Genomic DNA, 13,503 nt, shown 5'->3' with positions numbered 1-13,503 from the left:
GGGGAGGGGTAAAACTGACGAGGCCTTTGCCTTCCGGGGAAAACAAAGGCCTGTGGGGCAATACAAAGGGGCAAGGCGCGCGGCCTTGCGGTATCAGCGTGCTGGGGGAATCAGGACGGCATCGACCACGTGCACCACGCCGTTGGTGGCGGAGATATCGGCGGTTTGCACCAAGGCGTCTTCCACGGTCACGAATTCACCGGCCTTGGACAGCGCCACGTTGGCGCCGTTGACCGTCTTGCTATTGCCGTTCTTGACGTCGGCAGCCATGACTTTGCCGGGAATGACGTGGTAAGTCAGCACGGCCTTGAGTTTGGCGGGATCCTTGGCGAGTTCGTCCATGGTCTTGGCGGGGACTTTGGCGAAAGCGGCGTTGGTGGGCGCGAACACGGTGTAAGGGCCGGTGCCCTTGAGCGTGTCGGTCAGCCCAGCCTTGGCCACGAGGCCGTTGAGCGTGCTCAGCTGTGGCTGGGCGGCGATGGTGTCAGCCACGGACACGGGGGTGGAAGAGGTGGCGCAGCCGGCGATGGCGGCGACAGCGGCGGCGAGGACCAGAAAGCGGCGGTTCAACATGGAAAGTTCTCCTGATTAAGACAGGGCCAAGCGTAGGAGCGGGGGGTGACAGATTCGTGACGGATATTTGAAGGTTTTGTGACACTCCCCGCGATGGAAGCCCCTCCGGATGACTGTCATATATGTCACATCCTTGTCACACAAGCTTCCTACAGTCAACGCATCTCTCCTATCAACCCCCCAATCAATCCAATCAACCCCAACCCAAGAGGTGTTCTGATGAACCTGACTTTCAAAGCTTCCCTGACGGCCGCGATGGGCCTTGCCTTCGCATCGTTCGCCACGCTGGCCACCGCCCAGGACGTGACCGGCGCCGGCGCCAGCTTCCCGGCTCCCCTGTATTCGAAGTGGGCCGCCGACTACAACAAAGCCACCAACGTCAAGATCAACTACCAATCGGTGGGTTCCGGTGCCGGTTTGCGCCAGATTGAAGCCAAGACCGTCGATTTCGGCGCCTCCGATGCCCCGTTGAAAGACGACGAACTGGCCAAAAAAGGCCTGATGCAATTCCCCACCGTGATCGGCGGCGTGATTCCCGTGGTCAACATCAAGGGCATCACCCCCGGCCAGCTCAAGCTGAGCGGCCAGGTGCTGGGCGACATCTACCTCGGCAAGATCACCAAGTGGACCGACCCGGCCATCAAGGCCCTGAACCCCACGCTGGCCCTGCCTGACGCCGCCATCGCACCGGTTCGCCGCGCTGACGGCTCCGGCACCAGCTTCATCTTCACGAACTACCTGAGCAAAGTCAACGCCGAGTGGAAGTCCAAAGTGGGCGAGGGCACGGCTGTGAACTGGCCAGTGGGCGCCGGCGGCAAGGGCAATGAAGGCGTGGCGGCATTCGTCGGCCGTCTGCCCAACTCGATCGGCTACGTGGAATACGCCTACGTCAAGCAAAACAAGATGACCTTTGCCCAGCTGAAGAACGCTGCCGGCAACTTCGTGTCGCCTGAAGACGGCGCGTTCAAGGCCGCCGCGGCCGGTGCCGAATGGTCCAAGAGCTTCTACCAGATCCTGACCGAGCAGCCAGGCAAGGATTCGTGGCCCATCACCGGCGCCACCTTCATCCTGATGCAAAAAGTCCAGGACAAGCCAGCCCAGGCGGCCGCTTCGCTCAAGTTCTTTGAGTGGGCTTACAAAAACGGCGACAAGACCGCCGACGACCTGGACTACGTGCCCATGCCAGCAGCCGTGAAGACCATCATCGAAAAAGCCTGGGGCGACATCAAGGACGCTTCCGGCAAGACGGTTGCCTACAAGTAAGAGCAGGCGCAAGCTGCACAACCTGCTGATTTTCCGCAGTCTTTACAAAATATAGGGGTTTCCCACGTGTCCTCTACACTTCCGGCTAGCCGGGCCGCTTTTGACCACCCGGCCAAAGCGACCGGACGCGATATGACCAATCCTCCCCCTGGCAATGCCGTGCGCAGAAGCCCCCTGGCGGACCGGCTTTTCGGCTGGGCTGCGCAGGGCGCGGCCTGGCTGACGCTGGCCCTGCTGGCCGGCATCCTGGTATCCCTGCTGATAGGGGCATGGCCCGCCATCAGCAAATACGGCCTCGGTTTCCTGACCAGCAGCGTCTGGGACCCCGTCAAGGGCGAGTACGGCGGCCTGGTCATGATTTACGGCACCATCGCCACCTCGCTGATCGCGCTGGTCATCGCGGTGCCGGTGAGCTTCGGCATTGCGCTGTTCCTGACCGAGCTGTCGCCCGCATGGCTTAAAAGGCCGCTGGGCACGGCCATCGAGCTGCTTGCCGCCGTGCCGTCCATCGTCTACGGCATGTGGGGTTTGCTGGTGTTCGGGCCTATCCTGGCCACCTACGTCCAACAGCCATTGCAAAGCCTTTTCAGCGGCGTGCCTTACCTGGGCGCTCTGGTGTCCGGCCCTCCCGTGGGCATCGGCATTTTGTCGGCCGGCATCATCCTGGCCATCATGATCATCCCCTTCATCGCTTCGGTGATGCGGGATGTGTTTGAAGTGACGCCGGTGCTGCTCAAGGAGTCGGCTTACGGGCTGGGCTCCACCACCTGGGAAGTCGTCTCCAAAGTCGTGCTGCCTTACACCAAAGCCGGTGTGGTCGGCGGCATCATGCTGGGACTGGGACGCGCGCTGGGCGAGACCATGGCGGTCACCTTCGTCATCGGCAACTTCAACCAGCTCGATTCATTGAGCCTGTTCCAGGCTGCCAACAGCATCACCTCGGCGCTGGCCAATGAGTTCGCCGAAGCGGGCGAGGGCCTGCACCAGGCGGCGCTGATTTATCTGGGCCTTGTGCTGTTCTTCATCACGTTTGTGGTGCTGTCGCTGTCCAAGCTGCTGCTGGCCCAATTGCGAAAAAGTGAAGGGGTGAAAACATGAGCACCGTGGCGGACAATGCACGCTTGGCCAAGTTCGCCAGGCGCAAGCGGGTCAACGGGATCGCGCTGGTCCTCTCCCTGGCGGCCATGTCTTTCGGCCTGTTCTGGCTGGCATGGATTCTGTGGGAAACCATACGCCTGGGCGTGGGCGGCCTCTCGTGGGCCACGCTGACCCAGATGACGCCGGCGCCGAATGAAGAGGGCGGTATCGCGAATGCGATTTACGGCTCCTTCCTGATGGTGCTGCTGGCTACTTTTGTCGGAACGCCTATCGGCATCATGGCCGGCATCTACCTGGCCGAATACAACACCAAGGGCATGCTGGCTTCGGTGACGCGCTTCGTCAACGACATCCTGCTGTCGGCGCCGTCCATCGTGATCGGCCTGTTCGTCTACACCGTCGTGGTGTCGCAGTTCAAGTCCTATTCGGGCTGGGCCGGCGTCCTGGCGCTGGCGCTGATCGTGATTCCCGTGGTCATCCGCACCACGGAAAACATGCTGCAACTGGTGCCGCCGGGTTTGCGGGAAGCCGCTTACGCCCTGGGCGCGCCCAAGTGGAAGGTCATCACCAGCATCACGCTGCGCGCCGCGCGCGCCGGTGTGACGACCGGCATCCTGCTGGCGGTTGCGCGGATCGCCGGTGAAACGGCGCCCCTGCTGTTCACGGCGCTGAACAACCAGTTCTGGACTTCAGACCTGAACCAGCCCATGGCCAGCCTGCCCGTGACGATCTTCAAGTTCGCCCTGAGCCCCTATGAGAACTGGCAGCAACTGGCATGGGCAGGCGTGTTCCTGATCACCATGGCCGTGCTTGGCCTGAACATCCTGGCTCGCGTTCTGACGCGCGCGAAATTATGAACACCCCTGTTGCGAACTCACTTCGTGTAGTCGCCTCCCCCCTCAAGGGGGCAACACCAGCAGTCCGGCAAAGCCGGTCCTGCGGTGTTTACTGAGCGGCCGACACCACTTTCAGCCTTTAGCCACACAACACCACAAGGTCAAAGATGGACACCCTTACCGCACAACGCGAACAATCGAAAATATCGGTCAAGAACCTCGACTTCTATTACGGCAAGTTCCACGCCCTCAAAAGCATCAACCTGGAAATTCCCGAAAAGAAGGTCACCGCTTTCATCGGCCCATCGGGTTGCGGCAAGTCCACGCTGCTGCGCATCTTCAACCGCATGTATGAGCTCTACCCCGAGCAGCGCGCCGAGGGCGAAATCATGTTTGACGGCGAGAACCTGCTGACGTCCAAAAAAGACGTGGCGCTGATCCGCTCCAAGGTCGGCATGGTGTTCCAGAAGCCGACGCCTTTCCCGATGTCGATCTACGACAACATCGCTTTCGGCGTGAAGCTGTTCGAAAGCCTGAACGCCTCGGACATGGACGAGCGTGTCGAATGGGCGCTGCGCAAGGCTGCGCTGTGGACCGAAGTCAAGGACAAGCTCAACCAGAGCGGCTCCAGCCTCTCCGGCGGCCAGCAACAGCGCCTGTGCATTGCCCGCGGAATCGCCATCAAACCTGAAGTCCTGCTGCTCGACGAGCCCTGCTCGGCGCTCGACCCGATCTCCACTGCCAAAGTGGAAGAGCTGATCGCCGAGCTGAAGAACGACTACACGGTGGTCATCGTGACGCACAACATGCAGCAAGCTGCGCGCTGCAGCGACTACACGGCTTACATGTACCTGGGCGACCTGGTCGAATTCGGCGCCACCGAGGACCTGTTCTTCAAGCCAAAACGCAAAGAAACCGAAGACTACATCACCGGCCGTTTCGGATGAACCAGATTGCCCCCTGTCTCGGCTCACTGCGTGTAGCCGGAATCCCCCTCAGGGGGACGGCGCCTGCGGCCCGGCAAAGCCGGTTCCGCGACGCCCGCTGGCCTCGTGCTCAGTGCTTCATGCGTTGCGGCCTCGACTGCAACGGCGAATAATCCAAAGGGAACAACATGCCTGATAAACACCTATCGACCCAGTTTGACAGCGAACTCAACGGCGTGTCCTCGCGCGTCATGGAGCTCGGCGGCCTCGTCGAGTCCCAGATCCGCCTGGCCATCTACGCGCTGTCCCAGTTCAGCGCCGAAAGCGCCAACCAGGTCATCGAAACCGAATCGCGCGTCAATGCGATGGAAATCGACATCGACCGCGAACTGTCGTCCATCATCGCGCGGCGCCAGCCCACGGCCCGCGACCTGCGCCTGCTGATCGCCATTTCCAAGACCACGGCCAACCTTGAGCGCGCCGGCGATGAGGCCGAGAAGATCGCCCGCATGGTCAAGTCCATCATCGAAAGCGGATCGGCCCGGGCCCTGCCTTCGTCGGACCTGCGCATCGCGGCGGAACTGGCCTCCGGCCTGTTGCGCAAGGCGCTGGACGCCTTTGCCCGCCTGGACACCGCGGTGGCGGTTTCCATCCTCAAGGAAGACGACCAGATCGACCAGGAATTCGACGGCTTTGTGCGCAAGCTCATCACTTACATGATGGAAGACCCGCGCACGATTTCGCCCAGCCTGGACCTGTTGTTCGTGGCCAAGGCCATCGAGCGCGTGGGCGACCATGCCAAGAACATCGCGGAGTTCATCATCTACATCGTCAAGGGCGCCGACGTGCGGCACACCCCGATGGAGCAGATCGAGTCTGCAGTAAAGTAAAGACGGAATGAAACACCTGCCACGCATACTGATTGTTGAAGACGAGCCGGCCATTGCCGAGTTGATTGCCGTCAACCTGCGGCATGGCGGCTTCGATCCCGTGGTGGCGGAAGACAGCGTGTCGGCCCAGCGCGAACTCGACGCCGTGCTGCCCGACGCCATCCTGCTCGACTGGATGCTGCCGGGGCAAAGCGGGCTGGCGCTTGCGCGCCACTGGCGCAAGCAGGCGCGCACCAAGAGCATTCCTATCCTCATGCTGACGGCGCGCGGCGACGAGCCCGACAAGGTGGCCGGGCTGGACGCCGGTGCCGACGACTACATCACCAAGCCGTTTTCGACCCAGGAACTGCTGGCGCGCATACGCGCCGTGCTGCGCCGCCGCGCACCCGAGTCGGTCAACGACAGCGTCACCGTGGGCGGGCTGATCCTGGACGCCGCCACGCACCGCATTTCCTACCAGGGCCAGGAACTCAAGCTGGGCCCGACAGAGTTCAAGCTGCTGCACTACCTGATGAAGCACGCCGAACGCGTGCACAGCCGCAGTTCCCTGCTCGACAAGGTGTGGGGCGACCACGTGTTCATCGAGGAGCGCACCGTCGACGTCCATGTCAAGCGCCTGCGCGAGGCTTTGGGTGTGGCAGGCACCATGGTGGAAACCGTTCGCGGCGCCGGCTACCGCCTGACCGCCATGGCCGCCAACAACCCCGTGATTTCCGCACAACCCAGCGCACAATCGAGCGCATGATCAATCGGTGGATTATTTTCGCCGCCTGCTTGATTGCCGGCGGCGGCTTCGGCTTTTGGGAGCGCACCGTCAACGGTTTGAGCTTCGGGCTGGGCATAGGCCTGGCCGTGGGGGCCCTGGTCTGGCTGGTGATCGACAGCTTCTTCATCAACCGCCTGCTGCGCTGGCTGCGTACCGAACAGAACAACGATACGCCGGCCGTGATGGCCGGCAATGCGCCCAGCATGCCCGGCGTGTGGGGCGAGGTCGCCGACCGGACCCGCCGGCTGCTGAAAAACCGCGACCAGCAATACCAGGAAAGCCAGGCCCGCCTTGACGAATTCCTGGCGGCCATGCAGGCCTCGCCCAGCGGCGTGGTGCTGCTCGACGCGCAAGGCCGCATCGAATGGTGCAACCAGATGGCCAGCCAGCATTTCGGCTTCGACGCCAAGCGGGACGTGCTGCAGCACATCGCCAACCTGGTGCGCGACCCGGCCTTCAAGGCCTATATGGCGGCGGGCAATTTCAAGCATGACGTGGTGATTCCGGGCAGTGCCAGCACGCCGGCGCGCCCGGTGAAGCTGTCGGTGCATGTGCATTCCTACGGCAAGGACCGAAAGCTGCTGCTGTCGCGCGACATCACGGCCGTGGAACTGGCTGAAGCCATGCGCCGCGATTTTGTGGCCAATGTGTCGCATGAAATCCGCACACCGCTGACGGTGCTGTCGGGCTTTATCGAAACCCTGCAAACCCTGCCGCTCAAGGAAGCCGAACGGGCCCGCTACCTGGCGCTGATGGCGCAGCAATCGCAGCGCATGCAGACGCTCGTCAACGATTTGCTGACCTTGTCGCGCCTTGAAGGCAGCCCTTTCCCGGGCGCCAGCGACTGGATGACATTGAGTGCCTTGCTTGCGCAATGCGAGCAGGAGGCCAGGGCGCTGTCGACGGTGCTTGCGCCGCAAGGGCACCGGCTGGAGTTCGAGTCCGGGCCGGCCTCAGAGATCGCCGGCGTGCAGACCGAGCTTTACAGCGCCATGTCCAACCTTGTGACCAACGCGGTGCGCTACACGCCCGAAGGCGGCCTGGTGCGTGTCAGCTGGACGCTGCTGGAGGATGGGCGCGGGGAGTTCAAGGTCAAGGACACCGGCCCCGGCATCGCACCCGAACACCTGCCGCGCCTGACGGAGCGCTTTTACCGCATAGACCGCAGCCGCTCACGCGAGACCGGCGGCACCGGCCTGGGACTGGCCATCGTCAAGCATGTGGCCCAGCGCCACGGTGCCGAATTGCACATCCAGAGCGAGCCCGGCCAGGGCTCCTGCTTTTCCATTGTCTTTCCGGCGGCGCGCGTGCGCCGGGTTCAGGCCGCCCAGACTGCTCAGGCCACCTGAGCCGCCCGCAGGCTGCGCCTGACGGCGTGCCACAGCAAACCCAGAAGGCAAGCCGCCACCAGCGCGATGGCCACCGTGCTGGCCGCCCAGAAGCTCGCGGCAGATTGCGTGGCCGCATGGCCGGCGATGCCCTCATAAGCCAGGCGGTAGCCGCCCAGCAAGCCCAGGCCCCAGAGCAGCACGCCGTAAAGCGCCAGCGGCATGATGGTGATGCGGTAGCAGCGCAGCAAGAATGCGGTCAGCGCCTGGGTTGCGTCGGCCACATGGTAGAAGGCCACCCACACCAGCAGTGAAGAGGCGAGGGCGACGATCTCGGGGTTGCCTGAGTACCAGCCCGCCAGCAAAGGCCCGGCCATGGACACAATGGCCGCCAGCGTGACAGCCGCCAGCCCCGTGAGCTTGAGCCCCAGCAGCACCACGCGTTTGGCGTAGTCCGGCCGGCCGGCGCCCATCCAGAACGAGACGCGCGCGCTGCAGGCAATCGCCATGGACAGCGGCATCATGTAAAGCACTGCTGCCACGCTGGCCGCAATCTGGTGGCTGGCGGACGCGACCGTGCCCAGCCGGGCGATGAAGAGGGCCATGAGAGTGAAGGAGGTGACCTCCACCAGGTAGGCCAGCCCGCCCGGAATGCCCAGCCGGGCGAAGTTGCCGATTTGCGACCAGTCGGGCTTTTCCATGCGCTGCCAGATGCGGTAAGGGACGTACATGGCCTGCGTGCGCAGCATCAGCACGGCCAGCGCCAGCAGCAGGTAGTTCACGATCAACGTGGCCCAGGCGCAGCCCACGGCGCCCATGGGCTCCACGCCGGCGCCGCCGGCCACCAGCCAGATCGACAGCGGGATCTTGACCAGCAGGGCGCCGACCTGCAGCCAGGTGACCAGCAGCGGTTTGCCCAGCGACTGGTTGAAGGTGCTGTAAATGCGGAACAGCAGCGAGGGCGCGAACGCAAAGGCCAGCACCGCGAGGTAGTGCTGCACTTCATCGCGCATCAACTCCGGCACCTGGGCCCAGCGCAGCAGCGGGCCGGGAAACAGCATCGCGGCCATGCCCGCCACCACGATGAAGCCGCACAGGTACATGCTTTGCCGCAGCGAGGCGCCCACGGCATCATGCCGGCGCGCGCCCAGCATTTCGGCCCAGATGGGCAGCAGCGCCTGCACGATGCCGATCAGCCCGACGTAGACGCTGACGTAGAGGGCCGAGCCCACCGAGAGGGCGGCCAGCGCCTCATCGCTGTAGCGGCCCGCGATCACGGTGTCGGCCACGCCGAAGGCCATGATGGCCAGTTGCCCGACCAGCACGGTGCCCGCGTGCCGGCTGATGATCTTGAGTTCGCTCAAGGCCTGGCTTTGCCGTTCGCGCGGCGGGAAGCCGCGGGTGGTTTGGCCGGGCCGTCGGAGCTGATCCGCTTGTAGAGCAGCACGTTCTCCGTCTTGTCCGTGGGCCGGCGCACCGTCGCCTGGAAGGCCCAGTCGGGCAGGTTGACGACGCTGCTGAGCGTGGGCTGGGCTTCGACATCGACGATCAGGTAGGGGCAACTGGCTCGAGGGCCGGCCTGGCGCAATTCGAGCTGGCCGTGGTACTGCAGGGCGGCGGCCTGGGCGCTGCCTATGCCGTAAATCTCAACGCAGGCTTTTTTATCGACAAGGCTGGCGATCTGGCGTGACAGAGGCGCGGAGCTGCGCGCATAGTCGAGCAGCGGCAGCCAGAGCGTCATCAGCAGCAGCCAGCACAAGGTGGCGCCGCCGGCCGGCAGCACCAGGGATTTCCACACGGCCGCGCGCTGTGCCCCGGCCCGCCACTTGACGAGCCAGGCCCAGGCCAGGGTGGCGACCAGCGCCGCCAGGAAGGCCAGCCATGAAAAGCTGGGCTCGAAGCCGGGCGCAAGTTTGGCTACGTTGGCGGCCGGCTGGCGCGGCACGCCGGTCTGCATGGCGATCCAGACCACCCAGATGATGATGCCGCAGCCGGTGAAGAACAACAGCGTGAACCAGTCGATCAGCGAAGCCACGCTGCGCTTGAGCGTGGGCAGCGCAAAGGCGGCCAGCGCGGCCAGCGGCGGCAGGCTCAGCAGCAGGCTGCGGTCGGAAGCCGTGGTGGTCAGCGTGGCGGCTACGGCCATCGCGGCAAACCACAGCGGCAGGGCGACATGGCGGCTGGCCAGTTGCCGGCGCCAGCGATAAAGCGTCCACATCGCCAGCGGCCAGGCGGGCCAGGTGAACCACAGCAGCAGCCGGCCCAGGCTGCGCCAGTCTCGCCAGGCGGAGGCGTCGTCGGCGCCGGGCAGGTGGATGCGCCAGCGCCAGAGGTCCAGGCCATAGGCCAGCAGCGACACCCCCAGCGTGATGGCGGTGATCAGCAGCACCCAGTGCCAGGACTGGCGCCTGGCCGCGGGATCGGCCTGGCTTGTACCCCAGTGCATGTGCGTCCACTCCACCAGGGCGCCGCCCACGCCCAGCAACAAGGCCAGTGTCGGGGCGCCGCTCAGGGCCAGCCCGGCCAGTCCGACCAGCAGGCCGAAGGCTGGGCCCAGGATTTTGGTGGCGAGGCGGTAGGGACTGGCCGCCATGGCATAAAACGCCAGCGCGGTGAAGCCTAGCTGCGCCAGCGCCGGCGTGGTTTCGTGGGAGAGTTGCGCCAGGCCCAGGCTGGCGATCAGCGCCAGCAGGCCGGCGTCGGCAATCGCCCGGGCATAGTCCACCGGGCTGGCTTCGCCGCCGAAGGCAAAGGCCACCGGCTGGGCCTGCGGACTGCGAGCCAGGTAGTAGACGGCATACCAGGTCGCCAGCAAGGTCAGCACCAGCAGCCCGACAAACGGCACTCGTACCGCTGCGGCCGGGTCCATAAAGGGCAGCCACTTGATGGCAATCGCGCCCAGCCAGTAAGGCGCCAGCGCGTCGAACTCGGTGGCCCGCCCCAGCAACTGCGGCTGAAGCCAGTTGGCCACCGTGGAGGCCAGTTCGCGCATCACGCCGAAGGCCGCGATGTCCTCGTTTTTCCAGGGGCCGCGCCCCAGAAAGCCCGGCAATACATAGGCTGCGCAGAACAGCCACAGCGCAAGCCGCGGCAGGCGGCGCACGGCGGACTGGGCAATGATGGCGGGGGAAGGTTTGTTCAAAACGGGTAGGTCGGCGAAAGGCTGTGGTGGCGGGGATGGCTGTCAGTCCGGCATCCCGGGCCACCGGTGATTTTGCGTCAAACCGGACCGCCTGGTTTTGCGGTATCCGGCAAATTTTGCCGAAAAAAAAGCAGCCTGAAATTCAGGCTGCTTTTTTGCAGGCTGGCGAAAGATTCGCAGCTTACTTGGCAGCTTCCGGTGCGGCCTCTTTGGCGGCGGCGGTGGTTTTGCCGAAACGGTTGCGGAACTTCTCGACGCGGCCGCCCATGTTGTCCACGGATTTTTGCGTGCCGGTGTAGAAGGGGTGCGATTCGCTGGACGTATCGAGCTTATACAGGGGCAGTTCGCGACCGTCGTCCATTTTCACCATTTCCTTGGTGTTCACGCAGGAGCGGGTGACGAACTTGAAGTTGTTGGACAGGTCCAGGAAACAAACTTCGCGGTAATTGGGGTGAATGCCTTCTTTCATGATCTTTCCTTATTCGTTGCGGGAGCCACACAAGCCAGTCCTGGGCACTTTCCGCTAAGCCACACATTATGGCATGAAATCAAGCACTTAGCGCACTTTTGGCCTGATGAGAGGGCGATTTCCTGATGAAAACGGCCTCGGGGGGTATGAATTGAACCCAGCCGGGGCCGCGGAACCGGCTTTGCCGGGCCGCAGGCGCAGCACCCCCTCGGGGGGGGCTGCGCATTACACGAAGTGAAAAGCGTGGGGGCTAACCACCCCTTCGCATCATGTCGAAGAACTCGTGGTTGTTCTTGGTGGCTTTCATGTTCTTGAGCATGAGCTCCATGGACTCGATTTCGTCCATGTTGTACATGAACTGGCGCAAAATTCGCGACTTCTGGAGGATTTCGGGGGCCAACAGCAACTCTTCCTTGCGGGTGCCGCTGCGGTTGAGGTGGATCGCCGGGAACACGCGCTTTTCATACAGGCGGCGGTCCAGGTGGATTTCGCAGTTGCCGGTGCCCTTGAATTCTTCAAAGATCACTTCATCCATGCGGCTGCCGGTGTCGACCAGGGCGGTGCCGATGATGGTCAGGCTGCCGCCTTCTTCAATGTTGCGGGCCGCGCCGAAAAAGCGCTTGGGGCGTTGCAGTGCGTTGGCGTCCACGCCGCCGGTCAGCACTTTGCCGGAAGAGGGCAGCACGTTGTTGTAGGCACGGGCCAGGCGGGTAATGGAATCCAGCAGGATGACCACGTCCTTGCCGAGTTCGACCAGGCGCTTGGCGCGCTCGATCACCATTTCGGCCACGTGCACGTGGCGCGCGGCAGGCTCGTCGAAGGTCGACGAAATGACTTCGCCGCGCACGCTGCGCTGCATTTCGGTCACTTCTTCAGGGCGCTCGTCCACCAGCAGCACCATCATGACCACCTCGGGGTAGTTGGCGGTGATGGCATGGGCGATGTTCTGCATCATCACGGTCTTGCCGGACTTGGGCGGCGCCACCAGCAGGGCGCGCTGGCCCTTGCCGATGGGCGCGACGATGTCGATGATGCGGCTGGTCAGGTTCTCTTCACCCTTGATGTCGCGCTCGAGCTTGAACTGCTCGCGCGGGAACAGCGGCGTCAGGTTCTCGAACATGACCTTGTGCTTGTTGTCCTCGGGCAGGCCGTCGTTGACCTTGTCGAGCTTGTTCAGGGCAAAGTAGCGCTCGCCATCCTTGGGGGTGCGCACTTCGCCTTCAATCATGTCGCCGGTGTGCAGGTTGAAGCGGCGGATCTGGCTCGGGCTGATGTAGATGTCGTCGGTGGACGCGGTGTAGCTCGAATCAGGGGCGCGCAGAAAGCCGAATCCGTCGGGCAGCACTTCCAGCACGCCGTCGGCCACGATGGTCTCGCCGGTTTTTGCACGTTTTTTGATGATGGCGAACATCAGCTCCTGCTTGCGCATACGGCCGACGTTTTCGATCTCAAGGGCTTCGGCCTGCTTGAGGACTTCAGACACGTGCAGTGCCTTGAGTTCGTTTAAGTGCATGGAGTTACTCCTTGCGGAGTTCATTGATGGAAACGGGGGAGGTTTGAAAAGAAGCCGCAGAAGTTGGCTTACAAACCGGGAACTCGAACCGGGCGGCGAGGGCCAACCGGTGAATAAGGCACATTATGACAGGAAATTCAGGCGGAAAATCGCGGCGGTTTTCCGGGGTCCGGGCGGGGCCGGAGGGGACTGCGCGGGTCGGGAAGCGGCGTGGGCCGTGCTTCCCGATCAGCGCATGAACGTTCAGGCCAGTTGCTGGTCGATGAACGCGGTCAGCTGGGCCTTGCTCATGGCGCCGACCTTGGTGGCTGCCAGCTGGCCGTCCTTGAACAGCATCAGCGTGGGGATGCCGCGAATGCCGAACTTGGCGGGGATGTCGCGGTTTTCGTCCACGTTCATCTTGGCGATCTGCAGCTTGCCGTCGTAGCCGGTCGCCACTTCATCAAGGATGGGAGCGATCATCTTGCACGGACCGCACCATTCGGCCCAGTAATCCACCAGCACAGGTTTGGAGGATTGCAGGACGTCGGCTTCAAAGGTGGCATCGGTGGTATGTTTGATCAGTTCGCTCGCCATGGCGGCTCCTTTTGTCTGGTTAGGATGGTTACGATAGGGTAGAGGACTAAAGTTGCAGTCATTGTGGCAGAAAGCAAGTAGCCGGGTCGGGTGTGCGGGGGCTATCACCCTGATAGCCATCCG

The 13,503-nt window shown here is 63.4% G+C and carries 13 protein-coding genes; 7 read left to right on the top strand and 6 right to left on the bottom strand.

Annotation, left to right across the window (positions count from 1 at the left end; all coding sequences use genetic code 11):
- Positions 1–93 precede the first annotated feature (93 nt).
- On the bottom strand, positions 94–573 hold the full coding sequence (locus ACLV74_RS13405) for a fasciclin domain-containing protein (protein ID WP_411879886.1): 480 nt from the start codon (positions 571–573) through the stop codon (positions 94–96).
- Positions 574–792: 219 nt separating this feature from the next.
- Here ACLV74_RS13405 and pstS point away from each other — a divergent pair, with 219 nt between their 5' ends.
- The 7 genes from pstS (at position 793) to phoR (ending at position 7,701) form a co-directional block, all read left to right on the top strand.
- Positions 793–1,836, top strand: a complete 1,044-nt coding sequence (gene pstS, locus ACLV74_RS13400) for a phosphate ABC transporter substrate-binding protein PstS (RefSeq protein ID WP_411879885.1) — start codon at positions 793–795, stop codon at positions 1,834–1,836.
- Positions 1,837–1,968: 132 nt separating this feature from the next.
- A complete protein-coding gene (gene pstC / locus ACLV74_RS13395; protein ID WP_411879884.1) occupies positions 1,969–2,934 on the top strand; it encodes a phosphate ABC transporter permease subunit PstC in 966 nt (321 codons plus the stop codon).
- Positions 2,931–3,791 (top strand): phosphate ABC transporter permease PstA, encoded by an 861-nt coding sequence (gene pstA, locus ACLV74_RS13390; protein ID WP_411879883.1) that lies wholly within the window; start codon positions 2,931–2,933, stop codon positions 3,789–3,791. Before pstC ends, pstA begins: the two co-directional genes overlap by 4 nt.
- Positions 3,792–3,937: 146 nt before the next feature.
- Positions 3,938–4,717, top strand: a complete 780-nt coding sequence (gene pstB, locus ACLV74_RS13385; protein WP_411879882.1) for a phosphate ABC transporter ATP-binding protein PstB — start codon at positions 3,938–3,940, stop codon at positions 4,715–4,717.
- A 167-nt stretch (positions 4,718–4,884) separates the two neighbouring features.
- Complete coding sequence (gene phoU, locus ACLV74_RS13380) at positions 4,885–5,586, top strand: phosphate signaling complex protein PhoU (protein WP_411879881.1); 702 nt, start codon at positions 4,885–4,887, stop codon at positions 5,584–5,586.
- Between the two features lie 7 nt (positions 5,587–5,593).
- Positions 5,594–6,331 (top strand): phosphate regulon transcriptional regulator PhoB, encoded by a 738-nt coding sequence (phoB, locus tag ACLV74_RS13375; RefSeq protein ID WP_411879880.1) that lies wholly within the window; start codon positions 5,594–5,596, stop codon positions 6,329–6,331.
- A complete protein-coding gene (gene phoR, locus ACLV74_RS13370; protein ID WP_411879879.1) occupies positions 6,328–7,701 on the top strand; it encodes a phosphate regulon sensor histidine kinase PhoR in 1,374 nt (457 codons plus the stop codon). Before phoB ends, phoR begins: the two co-directional genes overlap by 4 nt.
- Here the strand turns inward: phoR and ACLV74_RS13365 are convergent.
- The 5 genes from ACLV74_RS13365 to trxA all read right to left on the bottom strand — a co-directional run bounded on the left by ACLV74_RS13365 (position 7,689) and on the right by trxA (position 13,380).
- A complete protein-coding gene (locus ACLV74_RS13365; protein WP_411879878.1) occupies positions 7,689–9,044 on the bottom strand; it encodes an MATE family efflux transporter in 1,356 nt (451 codons plus the stop codon). The two genes, phoR and ACLV74_RS13365, sit on opposite strands and share 13 nt — an antisense overlap.
- Positions 9,041–10,822, bottom strand: a complete 1,782-nt coding sequence (locus ACLV74_RS13360; RefSeq protein WP_411879877.1) for a hypothetical protein — start codon at positions 10,820–10,822, stop codon at positions 9,041–9,043. Before ACLV74_RS13360 ends, ACLV74_RS13365 begins: the two co-directional genes overlap by 4 nt.
- Positions 10,823–11,003: 181 nt before the next feature.
- Positions 11,004–11,291: a type B 50S ribosomal protein L31 gene (locus ACLV74_RS13355; protein ID WP_411879876.1), complete on the bottom strand. Its 288-nt coding sequence runs from the start codon at positions 11,289–11,291 to the stop codon at positions 11,004–11,006.
- Positions 11,292–11,541: 250 nt separating this feature from the next.
- A complete protein-coding gene (gene rho / locus ACLV74_RS13350) occupies positions 11,542–12,804 on the bottom strand; it encodes a transcription termination factor Rho (protein ID WP_348050341.1) in 1,263 nt (420 codons plus the stop codon).
- Between the two features lie 243 nt (positions 12,805–13,047).
- A complete protein-coding gene (gene trxA / locus ACLV74_RS13345) occupies positions 13,048–13,380 on the bottom strand; it encodes a thioredoxin TrxA (protein ID WP_007875124.1) in 333 nt (110 codons plus the stop codon).
- Between the last annotated feature and the right edge of the window lie 123 nt (positions 13,381–13,503).

This window comes from Polaromonas sp. YR568 (assembly GCF_943369415.1).
Classification (GTDB): Bacteria; Pseudomonadota; Gammaproteobacteria; order Burkholderiales; family Burkholderiaceae_C; genus Polaromonas.
The sequence above is the reverse complement of the archived record's forward strand: the minus strand, read 5'-3'. Positions and strand labels throughout refer to the sequence as shown.